We start from the raw sequence: 24684 nt of genomic DNA, 5'->3' as shown, positions 1-24684 counted from the left end.
ATTAACAATAATGCTTGTCAAATAAAGATTAAACTATCAAAAATTTACATTTTTTAAGAGTTCATCATGCTATATCATAGTGCCAATAATAAATTAGAATTACTTAGCCCCGCTAAAAATATTGAAATTGCTCAGCAAGCCATTTTACATGGCGCAGATGCCGTGTATATTGGTGGACCGAGCTTTGGTGCTAGGCATAATGCAGGTAATTCCGTTAGCGATATTGCTCAGTTAGTTGAATTTGCTCATCGTTATTATGCAAAAGTGTTTGTAACCTTAAATACCATTCTTCACGATAACGAACTTGAACCAGCAAGACAACTTATATGGCAGTTTTATGATGCGGGTATTGATGCGTTAATTGTGCAAGATATGGGTATTTTAAATATGGATATTCCATCCATAGATTTACATGCTAGCACTCAAATGGATATTAGAACACCTGAAAAAGCCAAATTCTTGTCTGATGTTGGTTTTTCACAAATAGTATTGGCTCGTGAACTTAATTTAGCTGAGATAAGCAAAATTAATGAGCAGATTGATGCAAAAATAGAGTTTTTTATACATGGTGCACTTTGTGTGGCATTTTCGGGACAGTGTTATATCTCTCATGCACAAACAGGGCGTAGTGCGAATCGGGGAGATTGTTCCCAAGCTTGTCGGCTTCCTTTTACCTTAAAAGATGATCAAGGCCGTATTGTTGCTTACGAAAAACATTTATTATCAATGAAAGATAATAATCAATCGGATAATTTGAACGAATTAATTCAAGCCGGTGTGAGATCTTTCAAAATAGAAGGACGTTACAAAGATTTAAGTTATGTCAAAAATATTACCGCTTTTTATCGTCAAAAAATAGATAATATTTTAACTCAATCATCAGATTTACAACCTGCTTCAAGCGGTCGAACAGAACACTTTTTTACACCTGATCCTAACCGAACATTTCATCGAGGAAGTACAGATTATTTTCTGCACGGAAGAAAACCAAATATAGGCGCTTTCAATTCACCTAAATTTATTGGTTTGCAAGTTGGAGAGATAATCAGAATTACGCCTAAAACCATCGATATTAAATCCGAGAAAATGTTAGCTAACGGAGATGGTTTAAATGTACTGATAAAACGAGAGATTTTTGGATTCAGAGCCAATAAGGTAGAAAAACTTTCGGTCAATCAATACCGAATTTACCCAAATGAAATTCCTAAACTACTTTTTTCAGTTAAATTACCTTATGTGGTTAATCGAAATCTTGATCACGTGTGGCAACAAAATTTATTAAAAGAATCAAGTAACCGCAGAATTGGTGTGTCATTTGAACTATATGATATCGAAAATGGTATTGAGCTAAAAGCAAAAAGCGAAGAGGGGATTTGTGTTAAATTAAAACTAACTGGCTCATTCGATCTTGCAGAACAACCAAATAAATCATTATTAAATATTAGAGATAATTTATCTAAACTAGGTCAATCTATATATTATTTAACTGATTTTGATGTAAATCTATCGAAAATTTATTTCATTCCAAGTAGCCAATTAAACCAATTTAGACGGGATGCTATTGATAAATTGACTGCCACAAGATTAGCGAATTATCATCCCGAAAAACGTAAACCTGAGCAGAAGCCAGCTCCAATTTATCCTGAAAATCATTTAAGCTTTTTAGCCAACGTTTATAATTATAAAGCAAGAGAATTTTATACACAACATGGCGTTGAGTTAATCGAAAGTGCCTATGAAGCTCATGAAGTTAAAGATGATGCACCATTAATGATAACGAAACATTGCTTACGATTTGCTTTTAATTTGTGTCCAAAACAAGCAAAAGGGATTCAGGGAGTTAAAACCAAAGTTACACCAATGAAATTGATTCAAAATAATGAAGAATTACTATTAAAGTTTAATTGTAAAGCTTGTGAAATGCAAGTTTGGGGTAAAATCAAAAAACACATTCTAAAAATGCCTCTTCCTGGTAGCGATGTTATTTTTATGACAAAAAATTAAAGTATCTAAAAGTAGTAGCGGAAAGTTCGCAATAATGTATGTTATTTAACATAATATACATTATTTTTACTTTAACATTTTGATATTTAATATTTTTTATTGTGTGAAGGTGAGGGCGATAATTTTTCCACAAATTAGTTTTTGAAAGATATAAATCATTTATTAATTAAAACAAAAAATACCATTGAGTTAGCATTCGTAATTACCAGTTCAGCGTTGAAAATATTGGGTAATCCTAGTCAGTAGTGGCGAATAGAGAATTTAGTTAGTTTACGCACTGTTGATAATTGTGTTGATGTGTATAATAAAATTTTAACTGAACTTAATTTACCCGTATTTACAAAATGCACTAAATTGCAGTTTAGACAACCTAATGGTTCAAAAATAGAAACTTTTTCTGACGGAGCAATTATAAAAGAACTGCATATCACATCAAATAAAACGGTTGGCGCAGGCAACGTTAATGATTATTTAACAGGGTTATCGACTTTAAACTATCGTTACAGTGTCCCACGATTACACAGTAACGGTCAATCTGTGGATTGGCTATCAAAAAATGGTAATGCACATCTGATTTATCCAACTGTCTACAATAAAGCCCATGAACTTGAATTACACAGCATAACAAAAATTAAAAATAAATTTGGTGAAAACTCAATAGAATTTAAATACTTAATTGACGTAATAGAATATTGTAAAAATAACGGTGTAGTACGATTTGAACAAAAATTAAAATCCCGATTTTTAAAACGAGAGAATTTACATTACTGGGGATTATCAGACTATACACGATTAAATAAACTACATGATGAATTTTTAAACTTAGATAAGAAGCTATCGGTGAACGCTATGGATTTTGAAACTATCAGCGAACGATTGATAAGATGCGGTGTGGTTGATACTACACGAGCAGCTAATACGACCGCTATGTATGCCATTCAATGGATGCATGGACAAACGTTTAATTTTGAAAAATCTCAGGTGCAAATACACAGAGCAAGATTACGAAAAATCGGCATCGATATAGCACAACGTTGTAACTTAGCTAAGTTTAGTCCAGTGACGGTTAAAGAAATAAGGAAAGTGGAAGTTGCGGATTGTCGGATCCCTGATTGGTATAAGATGCCGCAAATTTTTAAATTAGCGTCATGATTTTGTTGGTTGCATCTACAGAATTCACGTACGTTTATCTTGGTGCGCGTAATGTATATTATGTTAAATAATATTTAATTAATATAATGAAAAATATTATTTATTAGTGAGCAATTGTTGTTTTATTATAAAATATGATAATCTAATAAATTATGATTATTTCTTTTGGTTAATATGCAAAATATTTTTAAGACACTACGTTCAAAAAGTTATTCTGTTCCATGTGAATTATGTAGTATAGGCTCTCTTTGTATTCCCGTGATGCTCAACAATAAGATAGATAGTATTTTAAATCGCAAAGTATCTTATAGCAAAGACGAAATTGTAGTTAAAGCTAATACACCATTTACCAAATTCTATATTATTTATGCAGGTGCATTTAAAACCTTTGTTACAACGGCAGATAATCACCAACAAATTAATGGTTTTTATTTACCTGGTGATATTGTTGGTTTAGATTCAATTTCGACAAAAGTATATAACAATACTATCCAAGCGCTTAGCAATACGCAGGTTTGTGAGCTTCGTTATGATGAATTAATGTCACTTGTTGATAATCAAAAAAACATTAGAGACATGGTATTTAATTTACTGAGTTCTGATATTTATAATTATCAAAAATTAGTATTATGCTATTCACAAAAAAAAGCGGATGAGCGATTAGCAACATTCATATATTCGCTTTATCAACGTTATGAAAAAAGAGGACATTCTTCATTAAATATTAAACTGATGATGAGTCGAGCTGATATTGCTAACTATTTAGGCCTAACGATTGAAACAGTTAGTAGAAATTTATCAAAATTTCAGGAGCAAAATATTTTATCAGCTAGAGGAAAATATATATTTATTAAAAACTTAAATGCTTTAATAGATTTAGGCAACTAGATTTATTTATGTTAAAATAATCGCAATACTATATTGTAAGGTCTTAATATATGACAAGTTTAAAGAAAACATTTATTGTAGCAACTTTGGCTCTCGCCCCTCTTTCTTCGTTTGCTGCCCAACAACTAACCGAGCAACAAGCTAAAGATTTGCAATCATTTAAAAGCATAACTATCCGTGGAGCGTTTTATACTGATAATGACTATGTTTTGGCTATGTCAAAAGCGGCAGATAAAGAAGGTGCTGCATCTTTTTTTATAACAACTACCAATATCAGTCCTTCTAATGATACTTTACGCATTGTCTACGCTAGATTATATAAATCTGATGCACCTCAAACTGAACAACAAATAGAAAGTTTCCGCAAATTCGAGGGTGTATATGAATATCCCAAATCTAAAGCCATACGTTTAGAGCCTTTCAATATTGTGCGTATTCGTGGTTATTTCCCTAATGAATATGATGTGAACCAAGCAATTGCTAAAGAAGCATCAGCAAAAGGTGCTTACGCCTTTTATATTGATTCACGTTCTGAATTAGGTAGTAATATACAAGTTGCCGCCTATTTATTTAAGAAGGATGCACCTGAACGTAAACTACAACCAGAAAATGCAATTCCTTATGATTCTGAAGCTGGTCAACAAGCCCTAGCTAAAGGTGGTGATGCCGCAATGCAAGTTGAAAAAACAGGATATTATTCTCCATCAGCGTTTAATGAAAAATTTTATGCGGATAAATTTAATAATAAAGTAAAAGTTATTAATGAACCTACTAATAAAACGAAAACTTCTGCAGCAACCAGTATCCATGCATCTGAAGTTACCACGGTTGCGACTGAACCTCAACGTGTTAATCGTTACACTGTCACTCTTTCAGACGGGCGAAAAATTCAAGAATTAAATGATGCAACTGCAGCTAAAATGGTGGCATTTGATACAATTAAATTCAGAGGTTATTATGTTACCGATCAGGAAATTTCTTATCAGGCAGGTAAACGAGCTATTGATGCCGGTGCTAAGTATTATCATATTGCTAGAGTAGCTCATGATTCAAATGGCCCGAATATAACAGTTTTTGTCGATCTTTATCGATAAACTTATATAGATAATTGGGCGCATAAACGCCCTATTTTTTATCGAACAAATATCTTCATTCAATTAACTGTTACAACTCAGATTTTACTTTGTCGATTTGTTGCTTAATACGTTTTGCTGAAATTGGATATGCAGTACCTAACTGCTGTGCAAATAGATTTACTCTAAGTTCTTCAATCATCCAACGGATATTTGTTACTTTTTCTTGTGATTTTGAATTTTCCGATAAACTATTAACCCATTTTTTATATAGAATTTCAACCTCTTCAATTATGTTCATCGATTGCCTATCTTTAGTGAAATTCAACATTAGTTTTTCAATTCTTTTTTCAATCGCCAATAAATAACGATTGATATCTGGCAGTCGTTTATAACCCGATTTTGCAACAAAACCTTTATAAATAAGATGATCCATTTGCTTTTTTATATCAGATAAAGCAAAAGCTAATGATATATCAATACGACCCTTTAACTTTTTACTGATGTTGTAAAATAAAGTCAAAATGGACTCAACTTCTTTGGCAATATTAACCACAACATCATTAATATGACTTTTAGTATAATCCAATAATGCCTCATAATCATCTTGGCTTTGAATGACTTTACCATTTTTTTCAATCAAATAGTCAACACCACAAGCAATGCAATCATCAATTAAACTCAGTACTGTACCAAAAGCATTGAAGTATAAGCCTAATTTAGATTTATTCGGTAACTTTTCGTGCAAATACTTGATTGGCGATGGTATATTGAGCATAAGTAGGCGTCTTAGCCCTAGTTTTGTAAGTCTTTGTTGCTCATCTTGATTATCGACTAACTTAATGCTTACAGAATGTTGATTATCAATGATTGCAGGATAAGCTTTAATCGTATAATTTTTATGATTTTCTTCATAGATACTAGGCAGAGAGCCGAAATTCCACTCAGTTAAATTATTTTGTTCAATTTGAACCTTTTTCTTAATTGTTAAAGATGACAATGCTTGTTGAAGTTCATTTTTGAGTTGTTCTTTTAGTAAAACCAGATCTTTACTTGCAGCAATTTCTTTATTGTTACTATCAACAATGCTAAAAGTCATTTTCAAATAGTCTGGAATTTGATCCAATTGCCAATCTTCGGGGGTAATTTTTACACCTGTCATTTTGTGAAATTCAGTTTCTAAACTTTCAAGTAAAGGTTGATCCGTTGAAATGCCTCTACTCAAAAATGCATCAGCATAGTTTGGTGCTGGAACAAAATTTCGGCGCAGTGATTTAGGTAAAGATTTAATTAATGCAATAATTAAATCTTTTCTAAAACCAGGTACTTGCCAATCAAATCCCCTATTTTTGATTTGGTTTAATAGATTAAGAGGTATTTTTATTGTGACACCGTCACTTTTGTGTCCGATATCAAATTGATAACTCAGTGCTAATTTCAAATTATCTTGATTCCAAAAATCAGGAAAGTCATTTAAATTTACCAGTTGTGCCGATTGTTTGATCAACATCTCTTTCTCAACATTAAGAAAGTCAGGATCTGATTTTTGTTTTTGTTTCCACCAAGCATCAAAATGTTTAGATGACACGACTGATTTATCTATTCGCTTATCATAAAAATCAAAAAGTTCATCATCATCTATTAAAATATCTTGCCGACGAGATTTATGCTCAAGATCTTCAATCTCATTAATTAATTTTTTATTTTTTTTATAAAACTGATGGTTGGTAAACCAATCACCTTCAACCAAGGCATGACGAATAAATAGAGAACGACTTAATACAGGATCGATTTTACTATAATTCACTATTCGGCTAGCAACAATAGGTAAACCAAATAATGTCACTTTTTCATTTGCAATAGTTGTACCCTGTTTTTTGGTCCACCTTGGTTCGTTATAACTATATTTCACCAAATGTTTTGCTATGGGCTCAATCCATTCAGCTTCAATTTTAGCCGCTGTTCTTCCCCATAGCCGGCTAGTTTCAATTAGTTCACTAGCGATACACCATTTAGGTTGATTTTTGAAAAGTGCCGAATTAGGAAAAATTGCAAATTTAATATTTCGTGCCCCAATATACTCATGCTTTTCAAGTTCTTTCATTCCGATATGGGATAATAAACCGCTTAGTAATGAAATATGTAATGAATTATAATCTGCCGCTTTACTATTTATAGGGAATGCTAATTGTTTAATGGTTTGTCTAATTTGTGTATAAACATCTTGCCATTCTCGAATCCGAAGGTAGTTTAAAAATTCTTTCTGACACAATCGTCTAAATTGATTTCCGGATAATATATTTTGTTGTTCTTTAATATAATTCCATAAATTAATTAAAGATATAAAGTCAGATTCCTTATCAACAAAACGACGATGTTTTTCATCCGAAGCTTGTTGTTTATCAAAAGGTCTTTCTCTAGGATCTTGGATAGACAAAGCTGCAGTAATTATCATCACTTCTTTAGTACAACCCAATCGCCTTGCTTCAACCAGCATTCTGGCCAATCTTGGATCGATGGGTAATTGCGCTAAAATTCGTCCTATTTCAGTTAAATGATATCGATAATGTTTAATAAATATTGCACCAAGTTCTTCTAACAATCGAATGCCATCACGAATATATTTTGCATCAGGGGCTTCAACAAAAGGAAATGCTGCAATGTCACCTAAACCTAACGAGGTCATCTGTAATATCACCGATGCTAAATTTGTACGTAAAATTTCAGGATCGGTAAATTCAGGACGAGATAAAAAATCTTGTTCATCATATAACCGGATGCAGATTCCATCTGAGGTTCGTCCACAGCGCCCTTTTCGTTGGTTGGCTGAAGCTTGAGATATCGGTTCAATCGGTAAACGTTGAACTTTAGTGCGATAACTATAGCGACTAATCCTAGCTAAACCCGTATCGATAACATATTTAATTCCAGGCACCGTCAACGATGTTTCTGCCACATTTGTTGCTAGAATTATTCGCCTTTTAGTGTGCGACTGGAAAATCCGATTTTGTTCTGATGCTGATAGCCTTGCATATAATGGTAAGATATCAGTATGACGAAGATCCAATTTATTAAGTGTATCGGCAAGATCTCTAATTTCTCTTTCACCAGTTAGAAAAATAAGTATATCACCATGGCTTTCAGCTGAAAGTTCATCAATCGCATCTATGATGGATTGAAAATCACTATTTTTATCGTTGCAATTATCATCGTCATCTAATATTGAAGGACGATATCTAACTTCAACAGGATAGGTGCGACCAGATACTTCAATAATCGGTGCTTGATTGAAATGTTTAGAAAAACGCTCCACATCAATCGTTGCCGATGTTATTATGACCTTCAAGTCTGGACGTTTAGGTAATAATTGCTTAAGGTAACCTAAAATAAAATCAATGTTTAAGCTACGTTCATGAGCTTCGTCAATAATAATAGTATCGTATTGTAATAAAAGTTTATCTTTTTGAATTTCAGCAAGCAATATACCATCAGTCATTAATTTAATCAGTGTTGTTTCACTAACATGATCAGAAAATCTGACTTTGAAACCAACTAATTGCCCTATTTCTGTTTTCAACTCATCAGCAATACGATTAGCCACTGAACGCGCAGCTAACCTCCTTGGTTGGGTATGACCTATAAATCCCTTTACGCCTAAGCCCAACTCTAGACAGATTTTAGGAATTTGCGTGGTTTTTCCTGAACCTGTTTCACCTGCGATTATGACCACTTGATGATGCTTAATTGCGTCATAAATTGTTTGTTTTTTTTCAACGACAGGTAAATTATCAGGAAAATCAATGCTCTTTGGTAATGAATCTATTCTAGCTTGGTAATGTAACTTAGCATTTTGTATGGCTGAATCTATATTAGTTATAGTTTGACTTTTCTGGGCAAATTTTATTATTTTGTGCTTATCTAAGAAAGTCATTGAATCAAGTTTTTTTAATTGGTTTTGAGATAACATAGAGAGTCAGATATTTTTAATTAACGTCATAATTAGGTTTAATTATAGCAAATTTAACCTGTTATTAGGAGTTCATATGAAAAAAACATTATTGCTAATTTCGCTATTTACTGTTGCTCTAGTTATGTCTGGATGCTATGAATCGAGTAAGATACAAGATACTGATCTTATGCATCACCGTTTCGTATTAATTAATGCAAATGGTCTGGACATCTCTTTAGATGAGCAAGCTGAACTTATATTCGGTGAAAAAATGACTATCACAGGCAAAATGTGTAACCAGTTTTCAGGTCAAGTTATTTTAGATAAAAACCACATTAAAGGTACAGGTGTTGCAATGACCAAAATGCTTTGTAATGATGATCAATTAAATCAATTAGATCATGTTATTCAACAATTAATTACTGACGGTGCAAAAATCAGTTTAACCAATAATCAATTAACTTTGAAAAACAACAAAAATGAACTCATTTACCAACTTAAAGATTTAATGTAGTTCAAACTTTTTATTTTTGTGCGCGTTTTAGCAAAAATATATTTATGAATGTTGCTATTGAATTATTTTATAAACAAAAAAATTTATTTAGGATAAAAAACTTTATTTAAAATACTGTTAAGAATATAATAAGGGTAATTTTTAAAGGATTTAACTTATTGATGAAATTATCATACTCTTCAAATGCTTTATGTGATTTTTGTTGCTATTTAAAGCTACATAGAAGCCTTTTAACCAACCCTACCAATGCTCTGCCATTGGTTTTTTTGCATAACGTTGATTTATCGAGTTTTTAAATAGAATCAAAACATTAACATTAAATAAATTACAAAGTAGATATTATTATGAAAAAGACTAAAATTGTTTGTACTATCGGACCCAAATCTGAATCAAAAGAGATGTTAGCAAAATTGTTAAACGCAGGCATGAATGTTATGCGTTTAAACTTTTCTCATGGTGATTATGAAGAACATGGCAACCGTATTAAGAACTTACGAGAAGTCATGCAAGAAACTGGATTAAAAGCGGCGATCATGCTAGATACCAAAGGGCCAGAAATCCGCACCATTAAATTAGAAGGTGGTAATGATGTATCACTTATTGCTGGTCAAACATTTACTTTTACAACAGACAAGAATGTTATTGGAAATAGTGAACGAGTAGCAGTTACATATGATGGCTTTGCGCATGATCTGAAACCGGGTAATCGTGTACTTGTTGATGATGGTTTAATTGCAATGGACGTGATAGAAATCAAAGGTAACGAAGTTATCTGTACGGTTTTAAACAACGGAGAGCTTGGTGAAAATAAAGGTATCAATTTACCGGGCGTTTCAATTAAATTACCAGCACTCGCAGAAAAAGATAAAAACGACCTTATTTTTGGTTGTGAACAAGGGGTTGATTTTATTGCAGCATCATTTATTCGTAAACGTTCTGATGTTGAAGACATTCGCGCTCACTTAAAAGCACATGGAGGCGAAGATATAAAAATTATCTCTAAAATTGAAAATCAAGAAGGTTTAGATAACTTTGATGAAATTCTTGAGGCTTCAGACGGTATTATGGTTGCACGCGGTGACTTAGGTGTTGAAATTGCCGTTGAAGAAGTTATTTTTGCTCAAAAAATGATGATCAAAAAATGTAATAAAGCCTCTAAACCAGTTATAACCGCAACACAAATGCTCGATTCAATGATCAAAAATCCGCGCCCTACTCGTGCTGAAGCTGGCGATGTGGCAAATGCAATTATTGATGGTACTGATGCTGTTATGCTTTCAGGCGAAAGTGCTAAAGGTAAATATCCACTAGAAACAGTCAATGTCATGGCGACTATCTGTAAACGTACAGATGGTACTATTCCTGCTTCTTTAGAACTAACAACTAAAGAAGAAAAATTAAGTATAACCGCGGCTGTTTGTTGTGGTGCTGTGGAAATTGCTGAACGTTTAAATGCACCATTAATCGTTGTTGCAACACGTAGTGGTAAATCAGCTCGAGAAGTTCGTCATTATTTTCCAAGAGCCCGCATTTTAGCGCTTTCATCAAGTCAAAAAACAGTTAATCAATTAGCTGTTACTAAAGGTGTAGAACCAATTTTAATTGATTCAATCAATTCAACTGATGATTTTTATCGTTTAGGTAAAGAGATGGCGGTAAAAGTATGTGGTTTACAACAAGGCGATATTATTGTGATGGTGTCTGGTGCTTTAGTACCAAGTGGAACCACTAACACAACTTCGGTTCACCGTATTTAAATCTTAAATCTTAAATTTTTAATCGATATAAAATAAAAAAGCTAGCTATCTGCTAGCTTTTTTTTTTACTTAAGTTATTCTGTATAGAATCTTTTTACTAAAGTTTGAAAAACTATAATGATTGAAGAAAAAGTATATTTACCTAAAGAGCTCAGCTGGTTATCTTTCAATCAGAGAGTTTTACAAGAGGCTGCAGATAAAAGCAATCCTCTTATCGAAAGAGTACGTTTTTTAGGCATATACTCCAGTAATCTTGATGAATTTTATAAAGTCCAGTTTGCTAATTTAAAAAAATATGTGCTTATTGAACAAGAACAAGTGCATTCTTCATCTAATGCTAAAAATCTATTACGACAAGTAAATCAAAAGGTTATTCAATTGGAATTACAGTTTGATCAACTTTATAATGAATTATTGTTAGAAATGGCCAGAAATCAAATCTTTTTGATTAACGAAAGACAACTTTCGGCTTATCAAGAAAATTGGATTAAGAATTATTATAAACAAAATCTGAGGCAATATATTACCCCTATTTTGCTTGATAGCCATACAGAATTGATTCAATTTTTAAAAGATGATCATGCCTATTTGGCTGTAGAAATAGTTTGCGAGGATAATATCAGTTATGCATTACTAGAACTCCCGACTGATAATGTTTCTCGTTTTGTACTATTACCGTCAGAGGTTTCAACTAAAAATAAGTGCATCATCTTTTTAGACAACATATTACGATATTGTTTATCAGATATTTTTAAAGTGTTTTTTGATGCCAAAGAATTAAATGCGTATTCAATTAATATTAATCGAGATGCAGAATATGAGTTGAATACTGAATTAGATAGTTTACTTGAACTTATGTCTCAAGGTTTAAAACAACGCTTAACAGCACAGCCAGTACGATTTACTTATCAAAAAGATATGCCAAAAGCATTATTTGAATTGTTGATTAATAAGTTACGGTTAACCGAACAAGACGCAATGCCTGGTGGACGCTATCCCAATTTTAAAGATCTTGTTAAATTTCCTGAACTTGGGCAAAAGAATTTATTAAATAAGAAAATACCAAACTTAAGTTACACTCGATTTAAGCAATTTCGAAATTCGTTTGATACAATTAAAGATCGAGATGTTTTACTTTATTACCCCTATTACTCTTTTGGCCATGTTTTAGAAATCATGAGGCAAGCTTCATTTGATCCATCTGTTACGCATATTCGAATGAATATTTACCGAGTAGCCAAAGACTCGCGCTTTATTCACGCTGCAATTAATGCGGCCAATAATGGTAAAAAAGTCACTGTTGTCGTCGAATTACAAGCACGGTTTGACGAAGAAGCAAACATAAAATGGGCCAAACGATTAATTAGCAGTGGTATTAAAGTTATTTATTCACAACCAAAACTCAAGATTCATGCGAAATTGTTTTTGATCGATCGTAAAGAAAACGATGAAATAGTTCGCTATGCCCATATTGGTTCAGGTAACTTTAATGAAAGAACTGCACGCATTTATACAGACTTCTCACTATTAACAGCAGATCCTGCTATTACCGAAGAAGTCAAAAAAGTATTTAATTTTATTGAAAATCCATTTAAACCGGTATCATTTAACCATTTGCTTGTTTCACCACAAAATACACGATTACGATTTTATGAATTTATCGAACGAGAAATAAGTAACGCCAAAGCTGGTAAAGCAGCAGGCATTTATTTAAAACTTAATGCAATAACTGATAAAGATATGATAGATCAATTGTATCGTGCATCTTGTGCCGGGGTAAAAGTTAGAATGGTTGTAAGAGGAACTTGTGTATTAATACCTCAGATTCCGAATTTAAGTGAAAATATTACTGTTACAAGTATTGTTGATCAGTTCTTAGAGCATGCTCGTGTTTATATTTTTGAAAATGATGGGAAAAAAGATACTTATATCTCCTCTGCCGACTGGATGCCTCGTAATATTGATAATCGGATTGAAGTAGGCGTGAAAATCTTCGATCCAATAATAAAGTTAACTATCCACAATATATTTGATATACAATGCAACGATAATGTAAAAGCTCGTATTATTGATAAAGATGCAGCCAACAATTACGTACAAAGAGGTAATAAGAAAAAAATCAGAGCCCAGTATGCCATTTATGATTATTTGAAGCAGTCAGAATCTTTTGAAAAAGGACTCTAACATGAATAGATTCAATGAATATGCGGTAGTTGATCTTGGTTCAAATAGTTTTCATATGGTGATTGCTCGTATCATTAATGGTGTCGTACAGATCATTTATAAAAATAAAATAAATATTCATCTCGCAACAGGGCTTAAAGCCAATAACGAACTCACTGAATCAAGTATTATGCGAGGCGTAGAGTGCCTTGCGCTGTTTGCCGAACGATTAAATGGATTTCCTCCCGAACATATTCGTGTTGTCGCAACACATACTTTAAGGGTGGCCAAAAATAGACATAAATTTTTAATGGCGGCGGCTAAAGTGTTTCCCTTTCCTATTGAAATTATTTCGGGCCAAGAAGAGGCTCGTCTTATTTATTTAGGCACCATGACAGCAGAATCAACATCACCAACCGATACAAAACTTGTGATAGATATTGGTGGTGGATCTACTGAAATTGCGATAGGCAAAGGGAATGATTTAACCCCTTTAATTGTTGCTAGTCGTCCCATGGGATGTGTAACTTATACCAAGCAGTTTTTTTATGAGCAGACAATTGACGCAGTATCATTTCAACAAGCAAAACTTGCCGCTGAACAGCAAATAGAGAGCATGATCAGTAGACTTAAAAAAATGAATATTACAGCTGCATTTGGTACGTCTGGAACCATTAAGTCTATTTATCATATCTTGTTAGATCTTGGTGTCAGTGATGGCATTATCACTCCTAAAAGGCTCGATGATTTAATTAGTTATGTTTTGGAATTTAAAACCTTTAACGATATTAATTACCCCTCTTTGTCCAAAGAAAGAAAAAAAGTATTTGTCAGCGGGTTAGCTATATTTAGTGGTATTTTTAGTGCGCTAGGTTTACAGACTTTACAATTTAGCCCATGTGCATTACGAGAGGGGGTATTTTATGAGTTGATTGATGGACCTAATTACCAAGATATTAGGAAAAACACCGCACAATCACTTTCAGAACATTACAACATAGATCAACGCCATGCAAAACAAGTTGTTAAAACTGCAAAATATTTATTTTCACAATGGCAAAAGCAAGCACCGATTACTATTCCCCCCAATCTTGAATCTATTTTATACTGGGCAGCTCAGCTCCATGAGGTAGGTTTAAAGATTAACTTTTCTTCAATTCATAAACATTCAAGTTATATTTTGCAAAATAGTAATCTGCCAGGATTCAATGAAGAACAACAATTACTTTTATCTACCCTTGTTCGCTACCATAGAAAATCGATCAATATTGATGAATTATCTTATTTTAGCCTGTTTGAATACAAACATATAATATCATTGATGCAAATTCTAAGATTGTCTATTCTCATAAATAATCAACGGAATGCCGACATTGATTTACAGGCATTTCAATTAAAATTATTAGAAAATAAACTAGCCAAAATCACTTTAGAAATTAATCAAGAATTTGTTGAAAATAATAAACTGATATTACTTGATTTAGCTCAAGAACAAAAATATTGGGAAGTGATTGACGATTGGAAACTATCAATTGTAATTTGCTAGCAATAAAAATTGATATACAGATAAATACCGCCAATCAATGTGGCGGTATATACAATAGTTTGTAAGATAGTTTTTTAATTATAATTGACCAAGGCCAATAACCTTCCACCATAAAATACCGATAGTAAATATAATGAGCAGATTTACAACACTACAAATAAAACCAACTTTCCACCAAGTTTTTACAGGAACAAACCCCTCAGCAAATAATAGTGGATTCCTAGCATTTGCAAACTGTGTTATTGACCCAAAATAATTAGTACAAATGACTAAAGCAAAAATGGCAATCAAAGTTGGTACACCAAGCGCAATAGCAATCGATAAGAAAACTGGAAATAATGCAGCAATATGCGCGTTTCCACTGGCAAAGAAGTAATGTAAATAAACATAAGCAACACATAAAACGATTATTACAAATATCCAACTGCTTTCACCTAAATGACCTTGCACCGCGCTACCTATTGTATCGCCCAGCCATTTTGTTACGCCAAGTTTATTCACTTGGCCCGCCATCATTAATAATGCCGCAAACCAAATTAATGTGTCCCAAGCAGCTTTTTCACCTTTTATATCATCCCAGCTTAATACTCCGGTTAAGATCAATATAGTCAAACCAATAAAGGCTGTAGTCGTTGAATCTATACCAAAGTTTTTACCAAAAATCCAAAATACTAATAATAGCAGTACAGTTCCTCCCATAACAACTTCGTTAATGGTTATTGGTCCCATTTTTGTTAATTCTTCATCAGCTAACTTTGGTGCTTCTGGTGTTTTTTTTAGTTCTGGATTAGTTAAGAAATAAATAACCAGAGGGATCACAATAAATGAAACTAAACATGGCACAATTGCTGCAATAAACCATTGTCCCCAGCCTAATGTAATACCTAGTGATGTTGTAACTAATTTAGCAGCTAATAAGTTTCCGGTAAATGCTGTTAAGAACATTGCAGAGGTGATATCATTCACATGACTAATCGTTAACATTAAAAATGTACCAATGCGATTTCTTGATTCATCTTTTGGATTAGAGTTAAAATTGATGGCTAAAGCTTCTGCTATTGGATATATGACACCTCCAGCTCGAGCTGTGGTACTTGGAATAGCTGGCGCCAACGCGATATCAGTGACAGATAAACCATAAGCTAATCCCAATGTATTTTTACCCAAAATCTTAACAAGATAATAAGCAATGCGTTTACTTAATCCTGTTTTGATAAAGCCCCTAGCAATCATAAAAGCAATAACAATCAGCCAAATAAGGCTGCTGTTTAATTCGCTTAACGAAATTTTTATAGATTCAGTCGCAGTTGTAGCACCAGAAGGTCTTAATACAGCAAAAATCGTGATCGCAAACAGACCAATTGCGCCAATAGGCATTATTTCTGCCACAATACAGGCGATTGTTGCAACAAAAATAATACTGGTTTGCCAACCTTCTTGGCTAATACCAGTTGGCGGTGTTACAAACAACCAGAGTATTGTTGAGATTGCCGCAATAATTATGAGTGGAAGCCATTTTACTGGCGGTTTTTTTACTATATTCATAGTATCTTCCTTTTTAATTTAAATAGTATTTAATAAGTTAATATTTAATTTTGTTACACTATGATACCCACTTCATTATTCCATGATTTGCACAAGTTTATTGTCTTGTATAAAAGCATCAAAAGAATTAATATTTTAACAAATTTCGAGCAAAACATCTCAAATAAAGCATAAAAACTTAAATAAAATCAATGTAAATTCGTTTTTTTGATGCCAGTTTTAATTATAATCTGTGCTGATTGTGTATTGAGTATCAAGCTGTTGAAAAATAAAATTATCAGTATTGATTAATGTTATTGTTTTATTTTTTAACAAGAATATAGCTGATAATTTTTGATGTTTTTTTAAATACTCTCTACTTTTATCAAGTCCCCATCCATAAAAGACAGTTGAATAAATATCGCCTTCCAATGAAGAATCTGAAATTATTGTCACGCTTTCTAATTCATTGTCTAGTGGATAGCCTGTTTTGGGATTAAATATGTGATGGTAAAGATGACTGTTTTGTATAAAAAAGCGCTCATAAATACCCGATGTTACAACCGACTTATTTATAACTTTAATAATCCCAGACAGCTTATTTTTAGTTGAAAATGGTTTTCTTAGCCCCACATGCCAATAGCCGTCTTCATTAAGTGAAGATTTACCCAGTGTTAATACGTTACCACCTAAATTAATGATACCTTGATACACTTGATATTGTTGTAAAATCAATTTGACGACATCAGCAATATATCCTTTAGCAATTGCACCTAAATCAATTTCCATTCCAGATTTTTTTAAAAATACGGAATGGGTCTTTGCATCCAGTTCAATATTTTTAGGATCAGTTAACAATAATTGTTGTTTTATTAACTTGGTAGATGGTACTTGATAATCTTGGAAGCCAATTTTCCAAAGCTTAACTAATGGACCAATGGCAAAATTAAAGCAACTATTGAAATGTAGGCTGACTTTTTGAGCTTGTTCAATCAAAGAAAACACAGAATGGCTTACTGTAACAGGGTATTGGCCAGCTGCTAAATTAATTGACATAACTTCTGATAACGACCTATTAACGGTTAATTTATCCTCAAGCATTTTTATAGTTTCAAAAACAGCGTATGCAGCGGCTTCATTAGGCTCTAATAGCGTTAATGAAACCGTTGTTCCCATTAAAGTTTGAGTATATTCATAGCTAGGACGTACCATACTAAACAAGCTCAAGTAGTTATAACAAGTTAACTTTTGATATAATCACCAGCATTTTTGCCCGCTTGTATACCAAAAATAATGATATCTGCAACAGCATTACCTCCTATACGGTTTGCTCCATGTACACCACCCACTACCTCACCTGCGGCAAACACACCTTGAATGACATTTTTATTAGTATCTAAGACTTGCGTTTGAATATTGATAGTTACACCGCCCATGGTATGATGAACACCAGGTGCAATTTTTATTGCATAGAAAGGCCCTTTTTCTATCGGATGACGCATACCCGTTGTTCGTCCAAAATCTTCATCGTGTTTAGTTGCTGCAAACTGATTGTATCGTTTTACAGTTTTAGTTAATGTGTTGTCATTAATCGATAACTTTTGAGCTAATTCTTCAATCGTATTTGCTTGGGTAACAAGTTCATTTGCAACATATTCTTCAACTGATCTGTTTTCATCACGTACTTGTTGATCAAATAGGATATAAGCATAGTGTTCCGGTAGTTTGATAATCTCAGCTGATACATTGTCCCGGGTGTCAAGTTCATTAACAAATCGTTGGCCTTCTTGCGATACAAGTATCGCGCCCCCACCACGAATAGATTCTGAAATTAAATAAGAAGAAGTTTGTTCAACTGTTGGATGGATTTGAATTTCTCCCATATCAACGGTTCCAGCACCAAGCTTTTCAAGTATCATAATACCAGAGCCGGTGGCACCTTTATGATTGGTGGTGACAAATCCTTTAAGATCAGGGCGATATTTTTCAACCATTGCAGTATTAGCACTAAATCCACCGGTTGCAATAATGACTGCTTTGGTTTTTATCATATGAGTTGAACCATCTTCTTCTGAAACTTTAACGCCAATAACTTTATGGTTTTCGGTGACAATTTCAGTAACTGCTGTATCAAGCATGACTTCGATACCACGCTTATTGATATTTCTGACTAGTCCACTAATTAAGAAACCACCTACCGCTGCACCACTTTCTGGGCGGTGTGTTCGATCAATACTCATACCGCCAGTTGTTGTAATACCACTTAGTTCAATACCATTATCATCTAACCAATTGATCGCATCTGGTGCATTTTCAACAAAATAATGTAATAACTCTGGATTATTTTTATTTTTTCCACCTATCATCGTTTCTTGATAGAAAAGTTTTTTACTGTCTTTGATACCTTTAAGTTTTTGGAACTTAGTTTCTGCTGCATTCATACCAGCTGAGGCTTTATTGGTATTACCGCCAATGACAGACATTTGCTCAACAATTACTACATTAGCGCCCAGATCATGCACTTGAATAGCAGCCGCTAGCCCGGCCCCACCACTACCAACTACAACTACATCGAAAGATTGGTCATTAGGATCGCCACCTTCGGCAATAATCGCCTCTTTGTTAGATTTTGCCATCGCTTTAGTGACTGCTTTTTTAAAAGCTTCACATTGCGTAGTTGCTCCCGAAATCGTATCAACATGTGGACTATTGGAATCAATAATTCTATTTTTTATAACAGTAAAATTATCTAGGATATCATTATCTAACTCTTTAGCATTCACTAATGCCATATCCTTAATAAAGTCTTTACCTAATTCAACATTAATAAGAAATTCATAAGATTCGTCGTTGACTGTTTCTTGATAATTACCTGGTTTAAATTTTTTAGCATTAAGATTAACATCACGAATCAAACTTTCAACCAAAGAAAAACGCCATAAAGGTTCAGGAATATTAAGTTCTTCACGTTTATCACTATTGATAAACAGTTCTAGTTTTTCACCTTTCTTAATACGGCTAATCCAATCAGGATAAGCAATACAAGCTCGTCCAACGGCGACTAAGTCATAACCATTATTGATTGCATCATTAACATCATTTAGGTTAATAACATTACCAACACCCACAACAGGAATTTTTGCTAATGTAGCCGATCGCATAGATACATATTTTTTAATTAGTGGGGTTGGATCTTGTGTATCAACAATAGATGGTCTAAGTGTCGTTCCCATTGAAAAATGGACATAATCAAGCCCTTTGTCAGCTAATTTTTCAAGTAAATACATGGAATCATCAAAACGAATGCCTGGAACTTCTAGCTCTTCAGGTGAAAAACGATAACCAACAATAAATTCAGGTGTTGCATATTGTTTAATCATATCATGGGTGATATCTAAAATAGCAAGCGGGAATCGAGTACGATTATCACGGCTTCCGCCCCATTTATCCTTCCTTTGATTTGAATTAGGAGAATAGAATTGTTGAATTAAATAAGTATTAGCACCATGAATCTCTACCCCGTCAAAACCAGCCTGAATAGCTCGACGCACGGCTTGACCAAACTTATCAATCATTTCATCCACTTCATCAGTAGTCAATTCAATTGGCATAGCAGCATTAGGACGCGGAGCTGCAATTGCACTAGGCCCCACAGGAGATTGTCCACCAATGAGTTTAGGTTCAACCATTCTTCCGCCATGATACACTTGAATAATTGCTTTAGAGCCTTGGTCTTTGATAGCTTGAGCAATTTTAGCTAATCCTTCAATTTTATCGTCACTATCTAAACCAATCGCTCCAGGAAAAGCTAAGCCTTTATTATCGACAAATCCACATTCAACAATAATAGCCCCTATTTCACCAGATCTTACACGATAATATTCGATCAAGTCATGTGTAACAGAACCATCATAAAAACCAGAACATGTTGTCATTGGTGCCATCATTATACGGTTTTTTAATTCAACACCATTGGGTAGCGTTAACGATTTAAAAATATTTTCATTTTGCATTTTTATATACCTAACATTTAATCTTTTTAGTTTTCAATAATGATAACATTACCAATAGTCATTCTCCACTTACATTAATTTCATTAATAGTTGGTGTATCATTTTTTCGACAAAAATTTTTCTTGATTTATTAATTGATTAGAAAATTATCGATATAAATAAAATAAGACTTTACTTATTTTTTATAATTGACTGTGTTTGAAGTGTTTACTGTATAGCTATAAATCTAAAAAATAATATTATAACCTTTTCATTTAGTTACATATTTTTTAAATTTTCATATTGAATTTTAAATTTGATCAGCTACAATGCCTTACAGTTAACAAAAAGAGAATATTAGAATGTTTGGAATACCCATTAACAAATTAAAATCAAAATTGTCTGTTTATTCTCTACTTGCCCTATTTTTAAATCCTCCTTCATGGAGGATTTTTTTTGGTTAAAAAACTGTTTTTTTACTATTTCAAATTAATAATCAATTTACTTTAAGACATGCATAATCAGGAGAGAGTATGAAATCTTTAACACCTTTTTATAATCCAAGTATAAGCTACGAAGATAATTATGCTCAAGGACCCTTTGGGCTTTTTGCACAACTCGATAAAGCACAACAAATCCCAACAACAATGTCAAAATTCTTAAATGTTGAGGTCAATTTACCATTCGGTATGCCCGCAGGTCCACTATTAAATGCAAACTATATTAAAGCTGCTTTTGCTTATGGATTTGACTTATGTGTATATAAAACGGTCAGAACTAAGCTACATAAATGCCATCCTTTACCTAATGTTTTATCTGTTCATCCTAAAGATAAATTATCATGCAATCTAGATACAGTATTAGCTGATACCAATTATAATCAGCCATTATCAATTACCAACTCATTTGGCGTGCCTTCATTTTCACCTGATATTTGGCAACCCGATATGGCTAACGCTGTAAAATCGGCTGGCAATGGACAATGTGTTATAGGTAGTTTTCAAGGAACACAAGGTAATGGAGAAATAGAAAAAGATTATGCTTTAGCGGCAAAATTAGTTAAAGAAACCAATGCACCTATTCTTGAAGCAAATCTAAGTTGTCCAAACGAAGGAGCAAGCAAACTACTTTGCTTTGATGTAGATAAAGTTGAACGAGTAGTCAATGCTATTAAAACTGCTGTGCCTGATCGTCCACTTATTTTAAAACTAGCGTATTTTCCTGATGATGAAAAGATTATTTCTTTATTAACTCGTGTCGGATCTATCATTGACGGTTTAAGCGCCATCAACACATTATCGGCTAAACCCGTTGATGCTAAAGGTCACCCGGCTTTAGGTGAAAATAGAAAAGAAGGTGGAATTTGTGGTGACGCAATTCGTTGGGCTGGCTTAGATATGGTGAGTCGTTTAGCTAAATATCGTAAACAGATGGATCTAAAATTTGCTATAGTGGGCGTCGGTGGAGTTGGTTCTAGTGAACATTATCATCAATTTATAAAAAGTGGTGCTGATGCTGTTATGAGTGCAACGGGTGCTATGTGGAACCCCCTCCTTGCGATAGAAATCAAGAAAAGCCTTTTGAATAAGAATGAATAGTTGAAAAAAACATAAAACGTTACAGGGTAATCTTCCCTGTAATTCTATTTTCAACAATAAATTTATACAATCTTGCTTTATTTATTTTTACTGGTAATAAATAGATTTAGATAAGATTTAATGAATTGGCGGAACGGACGGGGCTCGAACCCGCGACCCCCTGCGTGACAGGCAGGTATTCTAACCAACTGAACTACCGCTCCGCTTTTATTTGATAGTTTTAATGTTAGAACATTAAATCGGGTGTGATGTTAAAGATTTTTTTTATTATCGTCAATAAAATTTTAAAAATTACCGTTTAATTGACCATAAAGCAATCATTTGTTCAAATTCCATAATGCTCCACCACTTTTTTTATCAATTTTTTTTAAAACTGATTCATGTTCAGAAAGCTCATATTCAGTTGCTTTGATTACTTTTAAAGGCGCGCCGTTACGTTCTACTCTTTTTATTATATTATTTTCCGATGAAGATGAGTTATTATCCTCTGCATTAAAAGATAAGGTCGTTTGCCCCCCCGTCATCGCTAAATACACTTCAGCTAAAATCTCGGCATCTAATAACGCGCCGTGCAGGGTTCTGTGAGAGTTATCAATTTGATAGCGCTCACATAACACATCTAGGTTATTACGTTTACCAGGAAATAGGCGCCTTGCCATGGCTAAGGTATCAGTAACAATACAATGATCAGCAGTTTTAAAATCAAACCCACAAAGACGAAATTCATAATCCATAAAGCCCACATCAAACGAAGCATTGTGGATAATTAATTCAGCGCCATCGATAAATTTAATAAAATCATGCGCTATATTTTTAAAAATCGGCTTATCTTTAACAAAATCGTCACTTATGCCATGCACTTTAAATGCATCTTCATCAATTAAGCGTTCTGGGTTAATATAAACATGAAAATGGTTACCCGTTAAACGGCGATTAATGACTTCAACAGCACCAATTTCAATAATCTTATGTCCTTCATAGTGATTGTTACCTTCTTGGTTCATGCCAGTTGTTTCAGTATCTAATACAATTTGTCGCGTAGAATGATTTATCACTTGCTTCTCTTTTTATATCAATGATTGGGAAAAAACATTTTTAGTGGTATAGTCTAGCACCAAAAAACTTTAATGTTGATACTTTCATAAATGAAGATAATCGTCAATTTGCTAAAGTTATAGAATAACAGTAAATAAATTAAATGGCTGTTAACTTGCACTTTCAATTAAAATAAGCAAGAGATTTAAATTCTATCCCCAACAATTATTAAATAATTTTAAAAAATGTTAAAAAAAATCGAAATATATACAGATGGTTCTTGCCTTGGTAATCCGGGTCCTGGTGGTTATGCTGCTATTTTAAAATATAAACAAACTGAAAAGATATTATCGAAAGGTTTTTTTAAAACAACGAATAATCGCATGGAATTATTAGCTGCAATTGTGGCTTTAGAACAATTAAAGCAACCTTGTCAAATTGAGTTATATTCTGACAGTCAGTATTTGCGTAACGGTATTATGAATTGGATCCACGGTTGGAAAAAAAATGGTTGGAAGACAGCCAGCAAACAACCAGTAAAAAATGTCGACTTATGGAAAAAGCTTGATGAATTAGTGCAACCCCATAACATTAAATGGATTTGGGTCAAAGGTCATGCTGGTCATATTGAAAATGAGCGCTGTGACATTATAGCTAAAACACAAGCGCAATCCCCTACTATGCAAGACGCTATATTTGAACAATCTCTAACTGATTAATTTATAAAAATACTTTTATGAAACTGATATAAATTTACTTGCTTTTAAATAGATAACTGATGGTATAAAAATAATATGTATCAACTGAATAGCATCAAATCCTTAAAAGATAATTATATTTGGATTCTAAGCAACTCTGATAATCAAGCCGTGATTATTGATCCTGCCGAAGCTGGACCTGTTATTAATTATATTAATAAGTATAAATTATTCCCCCCTTGGAATCCTACTTACCCATCACCATATTGATCACACTGGTGGGGTGTGTGAATTAAAAGCTCAATATCAGCATATTGATATTTACGGCCCTAGCGAAATCGATCTGCCGATTAATTATCTTGTTAATCAAGATAAAGTTTGTATTGGTAATTTTAGCTTTGATGTTATAACAGTACCCGGACATACTCTTGGGCATTTAGCTTATTATTGCTACCCTTATTTGTTTTCTGGCGATACTTTATTTTCGGCTGGTTGCGGAAGGGTTTTTGAGGGTACTTATCAACAAATGTTAGATTCATTAGAACATTTAAAACGGCTGCCTGATGATACTTTAATCTGTGCTGGTCATGAATATACGCTATCAAATTTAGCCTTTGCGTCCCATATATTGCCTAATGATAAAAACATCAAAAGCTATATAGATCTGATTTCAAAAAAATCAAAAACATTACCGTCTATTTTGTTTAAAGAAAAGCAAATTAACTTATTTTTGCGATGCCATGAACGTCAATTACAAAATAAGTTCAATTTTAATAATTAGTTAGATTTGT

17 protein-coding genes and 1 tRNA gene are annotated in these 24684 nt (G+C 33.2%); 12 read left to right on the top strand and 6 right to left on the bottom strand.

The genetic code is table 11. The annotated features are described in order from the left end of the window. Positions 1-66 precede the first annotated feature (66 nt). The 4 genes from ACYIAL_RS05415 (at position 67) to ACYIAL_RS05400 (ending at position 5138) form a co-directional block, all read left to right on the top strand. On the top strand, positions 67-2004 hold the full coding sequence (locus ACYIAL_RS05415; RefSeq protein WP_483751158.1) for a peptidase U32 family protein: 1938 nt from the start codon (positions 67-69) through the stop codon (positions 2002-2004). 297 nt (positions 2005-2301) lie between these two features. Beyond that, entirely contained in the window at positions 2302-3156 is an 855-nt protein-coding gene (locus ACYIAL_RS05410) for a phage/plasmid replication domain-containing protein (RefSeq protein ID WP_483751157.1), read from the top strand. Positions 3157-3330: 174 nt separating this feature from the next. Beyond that, on the top strand, positions 3331-4044 hold the full coding sequence (locus ACYIAL_RS05405) for a helix-turn-helix domain-containing protein (protein WP_483751156.1): 714 nt from the start codon (positions 3331-3333) through the stop codon (positions 4042-4044). Between the two features lie 50 nt (positions 4045-4094). Further along, positions 4095-5138 carry a YdgH/BhsA/McbA-like domain containing protein gene (locus ACYIAL_RS05400; protein ID WP_174797406.1) on the top strand — a complete coding sequence of 348 codons (1044 nt, stop codon included), beginning with the start codon at positions 4095-4097 and terminating at the stop codon, positions 5136-5138. A gap of 70 nt (positions 5139-5208) precedes the next feature. Here the strand turns inward: ACYIAL_RS05400 and hrpA are convergent, their stop codons facing one another. Beyond that, on the bottom strand, positions 5209-9084 hold the full coding sequence (hrpA, locus tag ACYIAL_RS05395) for an ATP-dependent RNA helicase HrpA (protein ID WP_174797405.1): 3876 nt from the start codon (positions 9082-9084) through the stop codon (positions 5209-5211). Between the two features lie 76 nt (positions 9085-9160). Here hrpA and ACYIAL_RS05390 point away from each other — a divergent pair, with 76 nt between their 5' ends. The 4 genes from ACYIAL_RS05390 to ACYIAL_RS05375 all read left to right on the top strand — a co-directional run bounded on the left by ACYIAL_RS05390 (position 9161) and on the right by ACYIAL_RS05375 (position 15046). Next, positions 9161-9580, top strand: a complete 420-nt coding sequence (locus ACYIAL_RS05390; RefSeq protein ID WP_483751155.1) for an META domain-containing protein — start codon at positions 9161-9163, stop codon at positions 9578-9580. Between the two features lie 344 nt (positions 9581-9924). Then, on the top strand, positions 9925-11337 hold the full coding sequence (pykF, locus tag ACYIAL_RS05385) for a pyruvate kinase PykF (protein ID WP_160431148.1): 1413 nt from the start codon (positions 9925-9927) through the stop codon (positions 11335-11337). A 117-nt stretch (positions 11338-11454) separates the two neighbouring features. Next, positions 11455-13521, top strand: coding sequence for a polyphosphate kinase 1 (gene ppk1, locus ACYIAL_RS05380; protein WP_483751154.1), 2067 nt, complete (start codon positions 11455-11457; stop codon positions 13519-13521). Between the two features lies 1 nt (position 13522). Next, positions 13523-15046, top strand: a complete 1524-nt coding sequence (locus tag ACYIAL_RS05375) for a Ppx/GppA phosphatase family protein (protein ID WP_174797401.1) — start codon at positions 13523-13525, stop codon at positions 15044-15046. Between the two features lie 78 nt (positions 15047-15124). Here ACYIAL_RS05375 and ACYIAL_RS05370 read toward each other — a convergent pair whose 3' ends face one another. The 3 genes from ACYIAL_RS05370 to ACYIAL_RS05360 form a co-directional block, all read right to left on the bottom strand. Continuing rightward, entirely contained in the window at positions 15125-16591 is a 1467-nt protein-coding gene (locus tag ACYIAL_RS05370) for a DASS family sodium-coupled anion symporter (protein ID WP_174797400.1), read from the bottom strand. Between the two features lie 219 nt (positions 16592-16810). Then, positions 16811-17782, bottom strand: a complete 972-nt coding sequence (locus ACYIAL_RS05365) for an FAD:protein FMN transferase (protein ID WP_174797399.1) — start codon at positions 17780-17782, stop codon at positions 16811-16813. A 29-nt stretch (positions 17783-17811) separates the two neighbouring features. After that, a complete protein-coding gene (locus tag ACYIAL_RS05360; RefSeq protein ID WP_174797398.1) occupies positions 17812-20583 on the bottom strand; it encodes a flavocytochrome c in 2772 nt (923 codons plus the stop codon). Positions 20584-21095: 512 nt separating this feature from the next. On the opposite strand from ACYIAL_RS05360, the gene ACYIAL_RS05355 reads away from it, so the two are divergent. After that, positions 21096-22160, top strand: coding sequence for a beta/alpha barrel domain-containing protein (locus ACYIAL_RS05355; RefSeq protein ID WP_174797397.1), 1065 nt, complete (start codon positions 21096-21098; stop codon positions 22158-22160). A 126-nt stretch (positions 22161-22286) separates the two neighbouring features. On the opposite strand, the gene ACYIAL_RS05350 is transcribed toward ACYIAL_RS05355, so the two are convergent. Both ACYIAL_RS05350 and dnaQ read right to left on the bottom strand, forming a co-directional pair. Beyond that, positions 22287-22363, bottom strand: a tRNA-Asp gene (locus tag ACYIAL_RS05350). Positions 22364-22477: 114 nt separating this feature from the next. Next, complete coding sequence (gene dnaQ / locus ACYIAL_RS05345) at positions 22478-23215, bottom strand: DNA polymerase III subunit epsilon (RefSeq protein ID WP_174797800.1); 738 nt, start codon at positions 23213-23215, stop codon at positions 22478-22480. Between the two features lie 225 nt (positions 23216-23440). Here dnaQ and rnhA point away from each other — a divergent pair, with 225 nt between their 5' ends. The 3 genes from rnhA to ACYIAL_RS05330 all read left to right on the top strand — a co-directional run bounded on the left by rnhA (position 23441) and on the right by ACYIAL_RS05330 (position 24674). After that, positions 23441-23914 (top strand): ribonuclease HI, encoded by a 474-nt coding sequence (gene rnhA / locus ACYIAL_RS05340; RefSeq protein WP_174797801.1) that lies wholly within the window; start codon positions 23441-23443, stop codon positions 23912-23914. 75 nt (positions 23915-23989) lie between these two features. After that, entirely contained in the window at positions 23990-24163 is a 174-nt protein-coding gene (locus tag ACYIAL_RS05335) for an MBL fold metallo-hydrolase (protein WP_238786569.1), read from the top strand. A 13-nt stretch (positions 24164-24176) separates the two neighbouring features. After that, positions 24177-24674, top strand: coding sequence for a hydroxyacylglutathione hydrolase C-terminal domain-containing protein (locus ACYIAL_RS05330; protein WP_483751153.1), 498 nt, complete (start codon positions 24177-24179; stop codon positions 24672-24674). The last annotated feature ends 10 nt before the right edge of the window (positions 24675-24684 follow it).

The sequence above is a fragment of the Gilliamella sp. X-57 genome (assembly GCF_057063565.1).
Note: the sequence above shows the minus strand (reverse complement) of the source record. Positions and strands in the feature narration are given on the sequence as shown.

Excerpts from the sequence above, each read along its gene's own strand:
- ACYIAL_RS05390 (WP_483751155.1), top strand. The coding sequence starts at position 9,161 with ATGAAAAAAACATTATTGCTAATTTCGCTATTTACTGTTGCTCTAGTT.
- ACYIAL_RS05400 (WP_174797406.1), top strand. The coding sequence starts at position 4,095 with ATGACAAGTTTAAAGAAAACATTTATTGTAGCAACTTTGGCTCTCGCC.
- ACYIAL_RS05370 (WP_174797400.1), bottom strand. The coding sequence starts at position 16,591 with ATGAATATAGTAAAAAAACCGCCAGTAAAATGGCTTCCACTCATAATT.
- ACYIAL_RS05355 (WP_174797397.1), top strand. The coding sequence starts at position 21,096 with ATGAAATCTTTAACACCTTTTTATAATCCAAGTATAAGCTACGAAGAT.
- pykF (WP_160431148.1), top strand. The coding sequence starts at position 9,925 with ATGAAAAAGACTAAAATTGTTTGTACTATCGGACCCAAATCTGAATCA.
- ACYIAL_RS05375 (WP_174797401.1), top strand. The coding sequence starts at position 13,523 with ATGAATAGATTCAATGAATATGCGGTAGTTGATCTTGGTTCAAATAGT.
- ACYIAL_RS05415 (WP_483751158.1), top strand. The coding sequence starts at position 67 with ATGCTATATCATAGTGCCAATAATAAATTAGAATTACTTAGCCCCGCT.
- hrpA (WP_174797405.1), bottom strand. The coding sequence starts at position 9,084 with ATGTTATCTCAAAACCAATTAAAAAAACTTGATTCAATGACTTTCTTA.
- ppk1 (WP_483751154.1), top strand. The coding sequence starts at position 11,455 with ATGATTGAAGAAAAAGTATATTTACCTAAAGAGCTCAGCTGGTTATCT.
- ACYIAL_RS05365 (WP_174797399.1), bottom strand. The coding sequence starts at position 17,782 with ATGGTACGTCCTAGCTATGAATATACTCAAACTTTAATGGGAACAACG.
- rnhA (WP_174797801.1), top strand. The coding sequence starts at position 23,441 with ATGTTAAAAAAAATCGAAATATATACAGATGGTTCTTGCCTTGGTAAT.
- ACYIAL_RS05360 (WP_174797398.1), bottom strand. The coding sequence starts at position 20,583 with ATGCAAAATGAAAATATTTTTAAATCGTTAACGCTACCCAATGGTGTT.
- ACYIAL_RS05335 (WP_238786569.1), top strand. The coding sequence starts at position 23,990 with ATGTATCAACTGAATAGCATCAAATCCTTAAAAGATAATTATATTTGG.
- ACYIAL_RS05405 (WP_483751156.1), top strand. The coding sequence starts at position 3,331 with ATGCAAAATATTTTTAAGACACTACGTTCAAAAAGTTATTCTGTTCCA.